Below are 16,534 nucleotides of genomic sequence, written 5' to 3'. Positions count from 1 at the left end.
GAAATCTTCTCGATACCTCTAACTGCTTGTCTTTTAAAGAGGTTTCTTACCTAAAAGAGTGCTTGTTTTGTGGTTAATAAGTGGTAATATGGGAAAATAAGTGTATATTTGTGGTAAATAGTGGTTAATATGACTTAATCAGAGTTTGAACTTCTAATAAGGAACTAAATAAGAAAGTGTTCAGAGGTATCTCAAATTTAAATCTTGATGCGAAGGGTCGATTAGCGATTCCGACCAAGTATCGTGATGAGATAACTTCTGATTTTGAAGGGCAGATGATTTTGACAGTGGATTATGGTGTTCGTTGCCTGGTTTTATATCCGATGTCTAAATGGGTTGAGACAGAGCAAAACATTTTAAGTTTGCCGAATCTCTCTGAAGCTGCTCGAGAAATTAAACGTTTAGTAATTGGTCATGCATCGGATGTTGAGATGGATGGACAAGGCAGAATAATGTTGGCATCACCTTTAAGGGAATATGCGGGCATGGAAAAGAAGTTAATCATGATCGGTCAAGGCGACAAGTTTGAATTGTGGGATGAGGATGCCTGGAAGCAGGGCTGTGAAAATATGAGAGAGTCTGCTCCGGTTAATATTCAGAATGACGAATCCCTAAAAGGGTTATCAATCTAGTGATGGGAAGCCCATGTCAGATAAATTCAAACACGAAACGGTACTGTTAGAAGAAGCAGTAGAAGCGTTAAATATTAAAGAAGATGGTGTTTATATAGACGCCACTTTCGGTCGAGGAGGTCACTCGGCAAAGGTAATTGAACAGCTTGGTCCGAACGGACGAATGTTGTTGATAGATAAAGATCCGCTTGCCATCGCTCATGCGAAGGGAGTTTATAAAGATGATAAGCGGGTTTTTGTTTGGCAGGGGTCTTTCAAAGATTTTCCTGATGCTCTGGCAGAAATAGGGCTTCAAGAAATGGATGGGCTGTTGCTGGACTTAGGTGTTTCATCACCTCAGTTAGATGACGCGTCGCGTGGTTTTAGTTTTATGCGTGATGGCGAACTCGATATGCGTATGAATCCTGATGTTGGGATGAGCGCTGCCGGGTGGCTTGGCAAAGCCCCAGAAGAAGAGATTGCCAATGTCCTCTATCAGTATGGCGATGAAAGACTCTCGCGACGCATTGCGAGAAATATAGTGGAGAAAAGAGCAGCTACCCCAATCAGTACGACGTTACAGTTGGCTGAAATCGTTGCATCTTCGATTCCCAAAAAAATACAGAGAAAAGAACCGGGAAAGCACCCGGCAACCCGTAGTTTTCAGGCTATTCGGATATTTATAAACCGTGAACTTGAGGATTTAATTGATTGTCTTGATAACTCGAAAGAGTTTTTGGCTACCAAAGGAAGATTAGTGGTGATTAGTTTTCACTCTCTGGAAGATCGAATCGTTAAGCGATTTTTGAAATTGCACTCTAGTGCTCCCCAGCTCCCTCGTGGTCTACCTATTATGGAAGATAAAATGTCAGTTCCCTTAATGAAGTCAATTGGTAAAGCTATCAAGCCCTCAAAGTCTGAAGTGCAGGTTAATGTTCGTTCGCGAAGTGCCATTATGAGAATTGGAGAGAAGCAATGAGTGTTCAAGATCCGGTTGATGTAAATGCTACTAACAAACAAGTAACTGTAGATTCAGTAACTAATTGGCAGTTGCCTTTATTGGCTATCCTGTTCGTTTCAATAGTATTTGTGGCTATTAAAACCGTGGTTCAACGTCATGAGTCAAGAACTGCTTATATGAAATTACAAACCCTGGAAAAAGAAAGAGACAAGTTGGCTGCTCAGTGGAGTCGCTTGAAATTAGAGCAGGGTACTGCATTAAATCAGGTTCGTGTTGAGCAGTATGCTCGCTGGGATTTGAAAATGAAAATCCCTAAAGCGTCAGAAATTCGAATTGTTAGGGAGCCTCAAGCAGTAGTTGATGCTGTGGTTTCTAATCAAACTATGATTGATCACGATAAATTATCTAAGGTAAGTCTGAGTGACTAATAGGCGTAAAAGCACTAATAGTCGCAACGTTAATAGCCGCGCGTCTACTAGACGAAATTCAGCAATAGTGTCGCCCGTTTACCGTGGTCGTCGCTTGATACTCATGCTTTTATTGTTGGCAGGTATTTGTGTGCTGTTGATGCGTGCTGCATATCTCGATGTATTTCAGCAAAGCTGGTTGAAAAAACAGGCAGGTAAGCGTCAATTAAGAACCTTAACTGTTCCTCCTTACAGAGGAATGATTGTGGATAGAAATGGTGAGGCTTTAGCTGTCAGTTCACCTGTTTCTTCGATTTCAATAGATCCTCGAAAGCTTGCAGATGCAAAACGTGCAATGAAAAAGATTGCATTAGAAAAGAATGAAAGTGGTGCATTGGCAAGAGAAGATCTAGAGATACTGGATGCAAAGCTAAAGAGTGTAGAGCTTTTGTTGGAGATGCCTGAAGGATCACTGTTAAGCAAACTGGACTCTATGTCTGGCAAGCGTTTTCATTATCTGGGTCGACATGTAGAGCCTGAAAAGGCACAAGAAATTGCAGATCTGCAAATTCCTGCGGTAAGTGTTAAGCGAGAGTATCGTCGTTTTTATCCAATGGCTGAAACTACTTCTCACGTCGTTGGTTTTACCAATATTGATGATCAGGGTATAGAAGGCGTTGAGCGTTCAATGAACACTCGATTAGCTGGGCACTCTGGTAGAAATAGAGTTATTCGTGATGGACGTGGTCGTTTAGTAGAAAGTATCGAAGAAATCGAAACGATGGTGCCGGGCGAAACGGTTCAATTGAGTCTTGATCATCGTATTCAATATGCGGCTTATAAGTTACTGAAAGGTGAGGTTTATAAATTAAACGCTAAGTCGGGTTCAGTGGTTGTATTAGATACTGTAACTGGCGAAGTATTAGCTATGGCGAATATGCCAGGTTTTAATCCTAATAATCGTACCTCGCTGAAACCTTATCAGTATCGTAATCGTGCTGTTGTGGATGCATTTGAGCCAGGTTCAACATTAAAGCCTATTACTATTGCTGCTGCACTTGAGGCACGGGCAATCGGTGAAGACGTATCGATCGAAACCTCTCCTGGTAATCTCAAAATTGGCAAGGTAACCGTCAAAGATCCTAAGAACTACGGAACCATTACTCTTTCTAAATTACTGGCAAAGTCCAGTAATGTTGGTGCGAGCAAAGTCGCTTTGTTGATGAAATCTAGCGAGCATTGGAAATTTTTGAATCGCGTTGGTTTTGGTCGTAAACCTGATGCAGGTTTCTTTAGTGAAACAGAGGGTAAATTAGCGTACTACGATAAATGGGGAAGCGTTGATAGGGCTTCTCATGGTTACGGTTATGGTATATCTGCAAGTTTATTGCAGTTGGCACATGCATATACCGTATTTGCCACCGGCGGTATTTTAAATCCTGCGAGTATTTATAAAAGAGACAGTCAGCCACTTGGTCAGCGAGTTATGTCTAAGGCAAACGCTGATGCGGTACTGAAAATGATGACTGCAGTAGTGCAAGACGACGCTACGGGTAAAAATGCGGCTATTGACGGTTACAGTGTTGCAGGTAAAACAGGAACTGCATATAAATTAATAAATGGTCGCTATAGCAAGCACAATAAAGTCGTTAGTTTTATTGGTCTAGCGCCAGCATCGAATCCTCGCTTGGTAGTTGCGGTGATGATCGATGATCCTAAAGTTGAAAAAGCGGGTGGCGGACGATTGGCTGCTCCTTTGTTTTCAAAAATCATGACGAATGCACTGCGCATTATGGATATCGCACCTGATGATTTACCACAGTTAAAACAGGCAAAACCACACTCTCCTTCAAAATCAGCAATTCCGGTTTCGTTTGACTCTCCCAGGCCTTCTGGATTTGTTGAAAAGGAAGGAGAGGCGTGAATAAACTTTTTCCCACAAAGCTATCTGTTCTATTAGAAGGTATTGCTCAAGTAACTCCAGCATTGGAGTGTGATATTACGTCAATAACATTAGATAGTCGTGAAGCCAAAGCAGGTACATTGTTTGTTGCCCTTAAGGGTACTCAACAACATGGTCTGAATTACGCTAATGATGTGGCGAAGCAAGGTGCGTCTGCAATAGTCTGGGAAAAGGACGGTATCACTGAGTCTTCTGAATTAAATATACCTCAATTCGAAATTACCAATTTACGAGATTTTCTGGGTGAAATTTCGAATCGCTTTTTTGGTTCGGTTAGTGAGTCTCTTAATATGATTGGAATCACTGGGACTGATGGTAAAACCAGTGTGAGTCACTTCATCGCACAGGCTATGAATGACAGTGCTGTGATTGGTACCTTGGGTATCGGTTCGCTTGATGATTTGCAAACTGCTACGCACACAACACCCGATGTTTTTAGTGTGCATGAAAGTTTAGTCGCATTGAAAGCTAAAAATATTAAAACAGTAGCAATGGAAGTTTCTTCTCATGCTCTGGATCAAGGGCGAGTGGCTGGTGTTGCATTTGATGTGGCAGTGCTTACTAATCTTAGTCGTGATCATCTTGATTATCATAAGACTCTTGAGGCTTACGCAGAAGCCAAAGAAAAGCTGTTTGACTGGGCTGGATTAAAGGCAATTGTTGTAAACCTTGATGATAAGTTTGGTCGAAAAATGGCCTTAAAGTCGGGGGGTGTCATTGCTTATGGTGTTGGGCAGTTAACTGATTATCCTGAAGGTTCTTTAGTGGCAGTAAACGCGAAATTCACACATAAAGGCATTTCAGCTGATATTCACTTTGCCGGTAAACAAGCTAAGTTAAATGCATCTGTGCTTGGGCGTTTTAACTTAAGTAATTTATTAGCAGCTTTGGGTGCAATGTTAGCTTTAGGTGATTCATTAGAGTCGGCACTTGCAAGACTGAATCATGTGGAAACAGTTGCGGGTCGTATGGAAAAAGTAGCAGATTCAGACGTGTTGGCTGTTGTGGATTATGCACATACGCCGAATGCCTTGGAAACTGTTTTAAAAGCATTGCGTGAACATACCGAAAATAATCTGATTTGTGTGTTTGGCTGTGGTGGTGATCGTGATGCAGGTAAGCGTCCGATGATGGCTCAAATCGCTGAAGCAAATGCAGATGTGGTTATTGTGACTGATGACAATCCGCGTACTGAAAACCCTGAGTTAATCATGAAAGATATTGTTGCAGGATTTATTAATCCTTCAGCCGCTGTTATCGAACATGATCGTGCGAGTGCAATCAGTAAAGCCTTAACTCAGGCAAAGCGTGGGGATACCGTTCTTATCGCAGGTAAAGGACACGAAAAAGTACAAATTCTGGCTACTGGTAGCATTCCGTTTAGTGATCGTGAACATGCTAATAAAGTGTTACTGGAGCTAGCGGCTTAATGACTCAAACAGCTAATAAATTCTTAAGTCTGTCAGAAATCGCGCAAAAGGTGGGGGGTGTCCTCCATGGTGATGATTTGATGATTGATTCGGTTGCGACTGACTCACGTCTAGTGAAAAGTGATCAATTATTCATTGCAATCAAAGGCGAGCGTTTTGATGCGCATGATTTCGTTGCTGATTTAACAGGAGTCGCAGGTGCAGCGTTAGTCAGTAAAAAAATAGATTGTGATCTACCACAAATTGTTGTTGAAGATACCTTGCAAGCCCTTGCGGATTTGGCAGCAGCCTGGCGTCAACAATATACCAAGCCTTTGATCGCATTAACGGGTAGTAACGGTAAAACAACCTTAAAAGAAATGATCGCTGCGATTCTATCTCAACAAGGAAAGGTATTAGCAACGATGGGTAATCTCAATAACAATATTGGGATGCCGTTAACATTATTGCGACTTCGTGAAGAACACGATTTCGCTGTTATCGAAATGGGCGCAAATCATTTTGGTGAAATCGAATTCTTAACAACAATTGCAAAACCCGACGTGGCTGTTGTGAATAACGCTGGTGCAGCACATCTTGAGGGGTTCATAAACCTTGAGGGTGTCGCGCAGGCAAAAGGAGAAATTTTTATTGGGTTGGGGACTCACGGAATCGCCGTAATCAATGCAGATGATACATTTGCGGATTATTGGATGGATTCCAACAAAGACCGTGAGGTCATAGCATTTGGCATTAATAATGTAGCAACAATAAGCGGCAGTTTATTATCGGATGGGGGTCTGATGATAAAAATGGGTGAAAACGAGGTTAGGGCTAATCTCAAGTTACTCGGTCGTCATAATGCAATGAATGCACTCGCGGCAGCGGCGGCAACGTCCGCTTTGGGGATCAAACTAGAGACTATTGTCAAAGGTTTGGAATCCATGTTGCCAGTTAAGGGGCGATTAGCCCCCGTAGCTGGCATTAATAACTCACAGATTCTGGATGATACTTACAATGCAAATCCAGACTCTGTCGTGGCGGCACTCGATGTGCTTGCGCAAAGAAAAAACACTGTTTTCGTTTTAGGTGATTTAGGTGAGCTTGGTGAGAATCCTGAAAAAGTGCACGAAAAAATCGGCGAAAAAGCAAAAGCAGTAGGTATAAAGCATATGTATTGTTTAGGAGATTACAGTGCAAATGCCTGTAATAGTTTTGGCAAGAATGGCAAAAGTTTTGAAGAGATGGATGATCTGTTAAGTGAATTAAAGACAGATCTTCAAAATGACTTTCCTGACAGTACAACAATTTTAATAAAGGGCTCGCGTTTTATGCGAATGGAAAGAGCAGTAGAAGCATTATCAATTGAATACGGGGAGACAGCCTAATGTTGCTTCCAGTATTTGAATGGTTGTCGCAATTCTACTCGGGATTTAATGTATTCCAGTACTCAACGTTTCGTACCATTCTGGGTGTGTTAACAGCCTTAGGTGTTTCGATGCTTATGGGTCCCTGGATGATCCGAGCGTTAACAAGTCTGAAAATGGGACAGCCTATTCGTGGCGATGGCCCGCAGACGCATTTGGTAAAAGCAGGCACACCAACCATGGGTGGTGCTTTGATTTTATTAGGAATCGTATTGGCAACGCTATTGTGGTCGGACCTGACCAATCATTATGTTTGGGTCGCGCTGTTTGTCACTTTAGGTTCTGGGTTAATCGGTGGTTACGATGATTTTCTCAAGCTGAAAGAAAAAAGCAGTAAAGGTTTAGCATCACGCTGGAAATACCTCGGCTTGTCGTTAATTGCTTTTATCGCGGTGACCTATTTATATATAGCAGCAAAAACGCCGGTAGAAACAACCTTGTATTTTCCCGTGGTGAAAGATTGGTTCTGGAATATGGGTTGGATGTTTATTCCCTGGAGCTATCTCGTCATCGTTGGTACGAGTAATGCGGTGAACTTAACCGATGGTTTAGATGGGTTGGCGATTATGCCAACCATTTTGGTTGCGGCTGCTTTAGGTGTATTTGTTTTAGCGGGCGGAAACGTTAAGTTTTCAGATTATCTGGGTATTCCGTATGTAGCAGGAGTGGGTGAAATTCTCATTTTCTGTGGTGCAATTTTTGGTGCTGGTTTAGGTTTCTTGTGGTTTAACACATATCCGGCACAAGTATTCATGGGCGACGTAGGGGCGCTATCGTTGGGTGCGGCACTGGGGATAATTGCTGTGATGGTTAGACAGGAATTGGTGCTGTTTATTATGGGTGGAGTGTTTGTCATGGAGGCAGTGTCAGTTATTTTGCAAGTTGCATCTTTTAAACTGACAGGGAGAAGGATCTTCCGCATGGCACCTATTCATCATCATTTTGAATTAAAAGGATGGGCTGAGCCAAAAGTCATTGTGCGATTTTGGATTATTACCATCGTGTTGGTGCTGGTTGGTTTGGCAACACTAAAAGTTAGATAAGAGATTTAGATAGGTTAAAAAAGTGCCTGTAAGTAGGGGGGTGACTAATCACAACTTCTACACAGACATACAGAAAACAAGATACAAACAAAGAGAGAAAAGAGTTAAATAATGAATACGCAACAAAAACCATCAGATACAGTGATTGTGGGCCTTGGCACCACAGGGCTTTCTGTTGCGCGTTATTTGGCGAGTCAACAACGTGGCTTTACGGTTGTGGATAGTCGTACAAATCCACCGTGTGCCGACGAACTCTTCACAATGGAACAATCGGCTAATCAATCCATTGCACACCATTTTGGTAGCTTTAATGAAGCGCTGTTCTCTCAAGCAAAACAACTGATCGTAAATCCGGGTATTGCTGTATCCACCCCGGAAATCGCACAGGCGAAAAACGCTGGTGCGGAAATAATAGGTGATATCGAATTATTTGCTCGCGAAGCTAATCAGAATCAACCAAGCGTTCCTGTTGTTGCTATCACTGGTTCTAACGGTAAAACCACGGTAACTACATTGCTTGACTTCATGGCAAAAAAGGCTGGGGTTAACGTTGGTACTGGTGGAAATATCGGAACGCCTGCATTAGAACTAATAGAAGATAAAAAGTCAGAGTTATTTGTACTGGAACTTTCTAGTTATCAATTAGAAACAACACCATCATTACAAACCTTGGCGGCAGTTATTTTGAATGTCTCTGAAGATCACCTGGATCGGTACGAAAATGATATTGAACAATATGCTCAAGCTAAAGCGCTAATCTACAAGAATTGTGAACATATTATTTTTAACCGTGAAGATGATTACTCGTCTGACTTTGCAAATAAAACGGTATCTGGGGCGTCATCAAAAAAGTCATTGGTTAGTTTTGGTTTAAATCAGCCAGATGCAGGTGATTTCGGTTTAATACTAGATCCGGATTCAGATCAGGAGTGGTTAGCAAAAGGTGATGAGTTACTCGTGCCAGTTTCTAACATCAAACAACCCGGTCGACACAATATTGCTAACTCATTAGCGGCATTGGCGTTGGGTGAAGCAGCAGGTTTACCGATGCCTTCTATGCTCGAAGCACTTGAAGAGTTTGCTGGAATGGCACACCGAACCGAATGGGTAGCAGAAATACAAAATGTAAATTGGTACAACGATTCAAAAGGAACGAACGTAGGGGCTACGCTTGCCGCACTCTCTGGTTTGCCTGATAAGACTGTGTTGATCGCAGGTGGGCAAGGCAAGGGTGCGGATTTTTTGCCGCTTCAAAACGTTATTACCGAAAAAGCTCGTGCAGTGGTTCTGATGGGTGAAGATGCTCAAAAAATTGGAAAGTTCGTTGATTCATCCATTCCAGTGATATACGTAAATAGTATGGAACAGGCGGTTTTAGAGGCGAAGAAATTAGCTAACCCTGATGAAAACGACAATGTGTTGCTATCTCCAGCATGTGCGAGTTTTGATATGTTTAAGAATTATATAGAACGTGGTCAAAAGTTTGTTCGAGCGGTTAATGAACTAGAAAAACAAATAGCAAAAGAGGTTACTTGCCGGTGAAAGCAATAATCGAAGATTACTGTTCTAATTTTCAGCCATCATGGCAGCGATATGTAGATCGTGGCTTGATGATGAGCGTGATAATGCTCTTAGGTTTGGGGCTAGTAATTATGATGTCCGCATCTATTGCGGTTGCAGAGAAGAACTTTGGCAATATGTACTTCTTCTTTAATCGCCAGCTTGTTTTCTTATGCATGGGACTGGTCGTCGGTTACTTTGTTTATCGAATTAAAACATCGGTATGGCAACACATGGGTGCAAAACTATTGCCGATCGTTCTGATGTTATTAGTGGCGGTGTTATTACCTGTGATAGGTAAAGAAGTAAACGGAAGTCACCGCTGGATTAATCTAGGGCCTGTTTCTTTACAGGTTTCTGAGATGGCGAAGCTTATTATCATTATGTATATGGCGGGTTACTTGGTGCGTCATGGCAAAGAGCTCGCACATTCAACTTCTTATAAGCCGTTAATCATTCCCTTAGTGGTTTTAGGTGTGACAGATGGTTTGTTAATGCTTGAACCTGACTTTGGTTCTGTTGTCGTATTAACTGCTACTGGAATTGCTCTTCTATACCTTGGCGGCTTGAAGCTAACGCGCTTAGCACTGCTTTTTGTTGGTGCGATAGCGATTATGATTCCATTAGTAATGATGGGGTATCGTGGCGCTCGTGTTACTGCATTCTTAGATCCTTGGTCTCACGCATCAGGTAAAGCTTACCAGACTGTTCATGCATTAATGGCAGTTGGTGATGGTGGCTGGTTTGGTGCTGGCTTGGGTGGAAGTGTACAGAAACTATTCTATCTTCCAGAAGCACATAACGATTTCATCTTTGCTGTTTTGGCAGAAGAGATGGGCTTTGTCGGGATAGTATTTGTCTTATTTTTATACGCGTGGTTTGTACAGCGTGCATTCGTTATTGGTTTCAAGGCAGACAGAGCAAAACTGAACTTTGCGGCTTATTTAGCCTACGGAATTGGCTTCTGGATGGGTTTTCAGGTGTTGTTCCACATTGGTGTGAATCTAGCCTTATTACCTCCTAAAGGTCTGACTTTACCTCTGATTAGTTATGGGGGAAGTAGTCTGCTGGTTACACTCATGGCAATTGCATTATTGATGCGTGTACACCGTGATACGCAAATTGCACTGTTTGGGCTTAGCGATAAAGAAGCACAAAAAGCAAAAAGTAAAATGATTGAGAAAACAGCTCGTAGCAAAGCCAGAACAAAGGCGAGTTATGCAAGATAAAACTATCAACAATATGAATGCTAAACCAAAAGGACCAATCTTGATTACTGCCGGTGGCACTGGTGGGCATGTGTACCCAGGTTTAGCGGTAGCTAGAGCATTACAAGAGCAGAATATTCCTGTGATCTGGATGGGTACGCATAAAGGCTTAGAAGCAAGAGTAATACCAGAAGCTGGTATCGACATGGTCTATCTGTCTGTTAATGGCTTGAGAGGCAAAGGAATTACTGCGCTTTTGGCAGCACCTTTTCAGTTGATGAAAGCGTTATTTCAATCTTTAAATATTATGCTCAAAGTTAAGCCTTCGGCAGTTTTAGGCATGGGTGGTTTTGTTGCAGGGCCTGGTGGTCTTGTTGCGGCTCTTTTGGGTAAACCTGTAATCATTCATGAACAAAATGCAATTCCGGGTTTAACCAATAAACTACTGAGTAGAGTGAGTAAAAAGATATTAGAAGGATTTCCGGGTACTTTTGCAAAAAGTAATTCAGTGGGTATTGGTAATCCCGTTCGACTTGATATCGCATCAATACCGTCGCCGGCTGATCGCATGGGTGATCGTTGGGGGCATATTAATGTTCTGATCTTTGGTGGGAGTCTGGGCGCACAAGTGCTCAATGAAGTGGTGCCGATGGCGCTGGATGAATTGCCTATCGACAAACGACCTGTTGTAAGACATCAGGCAGGTAAGAATAAAGATCAATCAACAAAAAGCCTCTATGAAAAAATGGGCGTGACTGCTGAAGTTACTCCGTTTATTGAAGATATGGCCGAAGCCTATGAATGGGCTGATTTAGTTATTTGTCGTTCTGGTGCATTGACTGTAGCTGAGTTGGCTGCAGCGGGTGTGGCTTCAATTATGGTTCCTTATTTATATGCAGTGGATGATCACCAAACCGCGAACGCAAAATATTTAAGCGAATCAGGGGCTGGAATCTTACTTTCGCAGAATGATCTGACGAAAGAAAGCTTATCTGCGTTGCTGACAGATCTTTGTGGCAATAGAAATAAATTGATCGAAATGAGTATTAAAGCAAGAAAATTAGCAAAGCCTGAAGCAACAAAAGAAGTTGCTGCAATTTGCGCAGAATATGCCGGATATGATTTCGATAAATCAGATTGTAATCATGTCGATGATGAAGGAAATAAACAAATAATCACAGCTGACACAAAAAAGTTAGCTGAAGATGATGGTTGGGAAACATTTGTAGAAACAATTGGCCCAGAAGGAATAATAGAAAATGGTGATGGAACGCTAAATGAAACTAGTCTTACTAAAGTTAAATCAGGTAAAGGTGTAAGTTATGAAACAGCCTAATGATTTAGCTCGTCGTCGAATTAAACAAGTACATTTTGTCGGTATTGGCGGCTCTGGAATGGGAGGTATCGCTGAGGTACTGACCAATATCGGCTATGCAGTTACGGGTTCTGACTTAGCTCAGAATGCAATGACTGATCGCCTTGCATCATTAGGTGCAAAAATATTTAAAGGTCATGCCGCAACTAATATCGAAGGGGCAAATGTAGTTGTTACCTCTTCAGCGGTAAGTGATGACAACCCTGAAGTAATCGCTGCTAAAAATATGAATATTCCCGTGGTACCTCGCGCGGAAATGCTGGCAGAAATCATGCGATTTAGTAATGGAATTGCAGTTGCCGGTACGCATGGTAAAACCACAACAACCAGTCTAGTAACAAGCTTGCTTGCAGAGGGTGGCTTAGATCCAACATTTGTTATTGGTGGAAGATTAAACAGTACTGCAAGTAATTCTCGTCTTGGATCAGGTGAGTATCTGGTAGCAGAAGCTGACGAAAGTGACGCTTCGTTTTTATTGTTACAGCCATTGATTTCAGTTGTTACCAATATCGATGCTGATCACCTTACAACTTACGATAATGATTTTGAAAAGTTAAAAGATACCTTTGTTGAGTTTCTGCATCATTTGCCTTTCTACGGTTTGGCAGTGTTATGTGTGGATGATGACAATGTGTGCGATATCTTGCCTGAAATAACCAGAACCATCGTTAGTTACGGTATTCATTATGATGCTGATATTCGTGCAAGAAATGTGCGATACGCAGGTACGCAAAGTTTCTTCACAGTAGAACGTAGAGATAAACCAACGCTTGATGTCACGTTGAATATGCCGGGTGAGCATAATATCCAGAATGCCTTGGCAGCGATTGCAATAGCGACTGAATTAGAAATAAGTGACGAAGCAATATTGAGTGGTCTGGATAAATTCCAGGGCGTTGGTCGAAGATTCCAGTGTTATGGAGAGATCAAAACACATCAGGGAACCGTAATGCTGGTAGATGACTATGGTCATCACCCAACGGAAATGGAAGCAACCATGAAAGCGGTCAGAAGTGCATGGCCTGATAGACGCATGGTGGTTTTATTCCAGCCGCATAGATACACCAGAACGCGTGATCTTTTTGAAGATTTCTCACAAGTATTATCAGAGCCTGATGTCTTGGTGTTAATGGATGTGTATGCAGCAAGTGAAGAGCCTATTGCGGGCGCAGATGGAAGAGCTTTAGCACGTTCAATAAGAAACAGAGGTAGTGTCGATCCGTTATTTGTTGCAGATCAGGATGACATTGTCGAAGTATTACAAAACCAGCTTCAGGACGGAGATGTATTACTTACTTTAGGCGCTGGTAGCGTTGGGACTATTTCAGCTGGTTTACCTGCTCAATTATCAAAAGGAACGTTGGTTTAATGTCAGAAGTTACTGCCATCGACGAGAATATGAAAAAGCGCTTCGGAAAAGTAGGCGTTTTAATGGGAGGCTGGGCAGCAGAGCGCAGTGTGTCATTAAAAAGTGGTCAGGCTGTTTTAGAAGGGTTGTTAGAAAAGGGCATTGATGCGCATAAGATCGATGTCGATAGAAATGTGCTTGATGTTGTTCGTGAAGGAAAATTTGATCGTGTATTCAATATTCTTCATGGGCGTGGTGGTGAAGATGGTGTCATTCAAGGCGCGTTAGAAATCCTTCAAATTCCATATACAGGCTGTGGTGTTATGGCATCGGCTATCAGTATGGATAAATTGATGACCAAACGAATCTGGACTGGGTCGGGTTTGCCGACTCCAGCGTTTGAAATTTTGAATAGCGAGTCGAACTTTGATGACGTTGTCGAAAAACTTGGATTACCTGTGATTGTAAAACCTGCACAGGAAGGTTCGAGTATCGGCATGAGTAAAGTGCATGATGCCAAAGATTTAAAAGGCGCTTACGAAAAAGCGGCTGAATTTGATGATGTCGTATTTGCTGAACAATGGGTTACTGGTCAGGAATATACCGTAGCGATTCTAGGTGATGAAGTTTTACCATCGATCAATGTAGTTACGGATACCGAGTTCTACGATTTCGATGCTAAATACGAATCGGATGATACGCAATATAACTGCCCAAGTGGCTTAGATGATGATGCAGAGGAAGCGTTGAGAGCTTTGTCTAAAACTGCTTTTGAAATCGTTGGTGGTAAAGGTTGGGGACGTGTTGATGTAATGCAGGACAATGTCGGTACTTTCTGGTTGATAGAGGTAAATACTTGCCCAGGGATGACTGATCATTCTTTAGTGCCTATGGCAGCTAAACAACATGGTTTGAGTTTTTCAGATTTAACACTGGAAATTTTAAAGTTATCCGATAAGACACAAAACAAGTAGAAACGAAATGAAAACTGTAAATAAGAAAAGACCAAATAATAGAAGAGCAAAAAGACCACAAGCGACAGTGCGTGTGTCTAAAAGTGATTCTATTAAAAGGAATTTTTCTATTTCGTGGAGACCACTGATGTGGACAGCGCTTTTAGTGGCGCCCATTGCAGGAATCACAGGTGGCTATTTATGGATACAAAACCCTGAGAATCTGACGATTAAATCGGTAGAAGTAACGGGGGATTTGTCGGTACTGAATAAAAAGCAATTACAGCCAATTATTGAGTCTTATGCCAAAACAAACCTGTATCTGCTTGATGTGGAAGGTTTGGAAAAGAAAATTGAAAGTAACCCCTGGGTACATTCAGCGTCAATGACGCACGTATGGCCAGATAAGTTAACAGTAAGAATTTATGAGCAACAGCCGGTTGCTTATTGGGGTGATAAAGCCATGTTGGCCGAAAATGGTGAAATCATTAAAGCGGTACTAGCAAATAAATCGAATGATTTACCGTTGTTATATAGCCCAGAAAATAAGGGCCGAAATATGGCAACAGGTTTCTTAAAGATTAGACAAATGATGAAAGGCTTTCCAGTAAAGCTGGTTGAGTTTAAAGAAGATGCACGTGGGTCGTGGAAAATAAAATTAGAAAACGGTATGACTTTAAAAGTAGGGCGTGAACATCAGGAAAAGCGCCTTAAAAGATTTATGGTTGCGTATCAAGAGAGTTTAAAGGACGTGGTAGATAAGATCAGTGTCGTAGATCTTCGTTATACCAATGGCCTTGCAGTTAAATGGAAAAAGGGGCTGACACCAAGCAGCATTTTTAAAGGTTAAAAGAAGATTTAGTTTTTTCGAAGGGAAACTAAATTTCTTATTTATAAAGAAGGGTTAGGAGAATTGTTATGGGGAAACCATTGAAAGAAATAACAATGTCTGTGAGTAATGAAGGCAATATGGTTGTTGCTCTAGATATAGGTACTTCAAAAATTGTTGCACTTATTGGAGAAGTCAACGAAGAGGGCGGTGTAGAGATAGTCGGCATAGGCAAACATCCTTCCCGTGGAATGAAAAAAGGTGTTGTGGTCAATATTGATTCAACCATCGAAGCGATTCAACGTGCTGTTGAAGAAGCTGAGTTGATGGCTGGAGTGAATATTAACTCTGCATACGCGGGAATCGCGGGTAGTCATATTCAGAGTCTTAATTCTCACGGTATTGTCGCGATTAAAGAAAAAGAAGTGACAGAAGGTGATCTTGAGCGCGTTATGGATGCAGCGAGAGCTGTAGCAATACCTGCCGATCAACGCATCTTACATGTGTTACCACAAGATTATGTGATCGATCAGCAAGAAGGTATTCGTGAGCCGGTGGGTATGTCTGGTGTGCGTTTAGAAGCTCGCGTTCATCTAATTACTGGCGCACAAAGTGCGGCACAGAACATCATAAAATGTGTAGACCGTTGTGGTCTGGATGTTGATGACGTGATTCTAGAGCAGGTAGCGTCTAGTTACGCTGTTTTAGAAAACGACGAAAAAGAGCTAGGCGTTTGCATGGTAGATATCGGTGGTGGAACCAGTGATATCGCAATCTTCCTTGATGGGGCGATTCAACACACTGCAGTTATTCCGGTTGCTGGAGATCAGGTAACGAATGACATTGCAGTTGCAGTGCGCACGACTTCTCAGTTTGCTGAAAAGCTAAAAATTGAACACGGTTATGCGTTACGCCAGCTAGTTACAAGTGATGAAGTCATCGAAGTACCAGGTATTGGTGAGCGTGAATCTCGAGGTCTTTCTCCACAGACATTGGCTTCAGTCATTGAACCTCGTTATGAAGAATTATTCTCCATGATTCATGCTGAAATCAGACGTAGCGGATTTGAAGAGCGAATCGGCGCAGGCATCGTTTTAACCGGAGGGTCTTCCAAGATTCGTGGTGCCGTAGAGTTAGCAGAAGAAATTTTCCATATGCCAGTGCGTATCGGAGCACCAATGAATATTGGTGGTTTAAAAGGAGAAGTAGAAAACCCAATCCATTCAACAGGTGTTGGCTTGTTGTTATACGGAGCTGCCAGAAATGAATTTTCAGGTGGTAAAGGTTTTTCTCATGTTTCACAAGAGAATCTATGGGACAAAATGAAGAATTGGTTTGGTAGTAATTTGTAAAAAATGCAGCAGATACAAAAGTTAGAAGTTTAAAAAGTACAAAGAAGTAACGTAGTAAAAAATGTTTTAGAAGGAAGCATTTTTAATT

Annotated in this window: 14 protein-coding genes; all 14 read left to right on the top strand. The window is 41.9% G+C overall.

All coding sequences use genetic code 11. The annotated features are described in order from the left end of the window. The first annotated feature begins 176 nt into the window (after window positions 1-176). The 14 genes from mraZ (at window position 177) to ftsA (ending at window position 16,446) form a co-directional block, all read left to right on the top strand. The gene (gene mraZ, locus EV695_RS00785) at window positions 177-632 is read left to right on the top strand and encodes a division/cell wall cluster transcriptional repressor MraZ (protein WP_131904020.1); all 456 of its coding nucleotides are present in this window, start codon (window positions 177-179) and stop codon (window positions 630-632) included. A 13-nt stretch (window positions 633-645) separates the two neighbouring features. Then, window positions 646-1,590, top strand: coding sequence for a 16S rRNA (cytosine(1402)-N(4))-methyltransferase RsmH (gene rsmH / locus EV695_RS00780; protein WP_131904019.1), 945 nt, complete (start codon window positions 646-648; stop codon window positions 1,588-1,590). Further along, window positions 1,587-2,000, top strand: a complete 414-nt coding sequence (ftsL, locus tag EV695_RS00775; protein WP_131904018.1) for a cell division protein FtsL — start codon at window positions 1,587-1,589, stop codon at window positions 1,998-2,000. Before rsmH ends, ftsL begins: the two co-directional genes overlap by 4 nt. Next, a complete protein-coding gene (locus EV695_RS00770; protein ID WP_243651414.1) occupies window positions 1,993-3,903 on the top strand; it encodes a peptidoglycan D,D-transpeptidase FtsI family protein in 1,911 nt (636 codons plus the stop codon). The genes ftsL and EV695_RS00770 overlap by 8 nt, the downstream gene beginning before the upstream one ends. Beyond that, the gene (locus tag EV695_RS00765) at window positions 3,900-5,372 is read left to right on the top strand and encodes a UDP-N-acetylmuramoyl-L-alanyl-D-glutamate--2,6-diaminopimelate ligase (protein WP_131904017.1); all 1,473 of its coding nucleotides are present in this window, start codon (window positions 3,900-3,902) and stop codon (window positions 5,370-5,372) included. The genes EV695_RS00770 and EV695_RS00765 overlap by 4 nt, the downstream gene beginning before the upstream one ends. Then, window positions 5,372-6,739: a UDP-N-acetylmuramoyl-tripeptide--D-alanyl-D-alanine ligase gene (locus EV695_RS00760; protein ID WP_131904016.1), complete on the top strand. Its 1,368-nt coding sequence runs from the start codon at window positions 5,372-5,374 to the stop codon at window positions 6,737-6,739. Before EV695_RS00765 ends, EV695_RS00760 begins: the two co-directional genes overlap by 1 nt. Next, window positions 6,739-7,821, top strand: a complete 1,083-nt coding sequence (gene mraY / locus EV695_RS00755) for a phospho-N-acetylmuramoyl-pentapeptide-transferase (RefSeq protein ID WP_131904015.1) — start codon at window positions 6,739-6,741, stop codon at window positions 7,819-7,821. Before EV695_RS00760 ends, mraY begins: the two co-directional genes overlap by 1 nt. Window positions 7,822-7,932: 111 nt before the next feature. Continuing rightward, the gene (gene murD, locus EV695_RS00750) at window positions 7,933-9,363 is read left to right on the top strand and encodes a UDP-N-acetylmuramoyl-L-alanine--D-glutamate ligase (protein WP_131904014.1); all 1,431 of its coding nucleotides are present in this window, start codon (window positions 7,933-7,935) and stop codon (window positions 9,361-9,363) included. Beyond that, a complete protein-coding gene (gene ftsW, locus EV695_RS00745) occupies window positions 9,360-10,610 on the top strand; it encodes a putative lipid II flippase FtsW (RefSeq protein WP_243651413.1) in 1,251 nt (416 codons plus the stop codon). Before murD ends, ftsW begins: the two co-directional genes overlap by 4 nt. Further along, the gene (gene murG / locus EV695_RS00740) at window positions 10,600-11,925 is read left to right on the top strand and encodes an undecaprenyldiphospho-muramoylpentapeptide beta-N-acetylglucosaminyltransferase (protein ID WP_325807113.1); all 1,326 of its coding nucleotides are present in this window, start codon (window positions 10,600-10,602) and stop codon (window positions 11,923-11,925) included. Before ftsW ends, murG begins: the two co-directional genes overlap by 11 nt. Continuing rightward, on the top strand, window positions 11,912-13,333 hold the full coding sequence (gene murC, locus EV695_RS00735) for a UDP-N-acetylmuramate--L-alanine ligase (protein ID WP_131904013.1): 1,422 nt from the start codon (window positions 11,912-11,914) through the stop codon (window positions 13,331-13,333). Before murG ends, murC begins: the two co-directional genes overlap by 14 nt. Then, a complete protein-coding gene (locus EV695_RS00730; RefSeq protein ID WP_207906912.1) occupies window positions 13,333-14,286 on the top strand; it encodes a D-alanine--D-alanine ligase in 954 nt (317 codons plus the stop codon). The genes murC and EV695_RS00730 overlap by 1 nt, the downstream gene beginning before the upstream one ends. Before the next feature lie 7 nt (window positions 14,287-14,293). Next, complete coding sequence (locus EV695_RS00725) at window positions 14,294-15,115, top strand: cell division protein FtsQ/DivIB (protein WP_131904012.1); 822 nt, start codon at window positions 14,294-14,296, stop codon at window positions 15,113-15,115. A 95-nt stretch (window positions 15,116-15,210) separates the two neighbouring features. Beyond that, the gene (gene ftsA / locus EV695_RS00720; RefSeq protein ID WP_131905019.1) at window positions 15,211-16,446 is read left to right on the top strand and encodes a cell division protein FtsA; all 1,236 of its coding nucleotides are present in this window, start codon (window positions 15,211-15,213) and stop codon (window positions 16,444-16,446) included. The last annotated feature ends 88 nt before the right edge of the window (window positions 16,447-16,534 follow it).

The sequence above is a fragment of the Cocleimonas flava genome, assembly GCF_004339015.1.
Classification (GTDB): Bacteria; Pseudomonadota; Gammaproteobacteria; order Thiotrichales; family Thiotrichaceae; genus Cocleimonas; species Cocleimonas flava.
This window is presented reverse-complemented; position numbering and strand designations above follow the sequence as displayed.

Coding starts and splice junctions, on each gene's coding strand:
- EV695_RS00760 (WP_131904016.1), top strand. CDS start 5,372: ATGACTCAAACAGCTAATAAATTCTTAAGTCTGTCAGAAATCGCGCAA.
- EV695_RS00725 (WP_131904012.1), top strand. CDS start 14,294: ATGAAAACTGTAAATAAGAAAAGACCAAATAATAGAAGAGCAAAAAGA.
- murC (WP_131904013.1), top strand. CDS start 11,912: ATGAAACAGCCTAATGATTTAGCTCGTCGTCGAATTAAACAAGTACAT.
- ftsL (WP_131904018.1), top strand. CDS start 1,587: ATGAGTGTTCAAGATCCGGTTGATGTAAATGCTACTAACAAACAAGTA.
- rsmH (WP_131904019.1), top strand. CDS start 646: ATGTCAGATAAATTCAAACACGAAACGGTACTGTTAGAAGAAGCAGTA.
- murD (WP_131904014.1), top strand. CDS start 7,933: ATGAATACGCAACAAAAACCATCAGATACAGTGATTGTGGGCCTTGGC.
- murG (WP_325807113.1), top strand. CDS start 10,600: ATGCAAGATAAAACTATCAACAATATGAATGCTAAACCAAAAGGACCA.
- mraY (WP_131904015.1), top strand. CDS start 6,739: ATGTTGCTTCCAGTATTTGAATGGTTGTCGCAATTCTACTCGGGATTT.
- EV695_RS00730 (WP_207906912.1), top strand. CDS start 13,333: ATGTCAGAAGTTACTGCCATCGACGAGAATATGAAAAAGCGCTTCGGA.
- ftsA (WP_131905019.1), top strand. CDS start 15,211: ATGTCTGTGAGTAATGAAGGCAATATGGTTGTTGCTCTAGATATAGGT.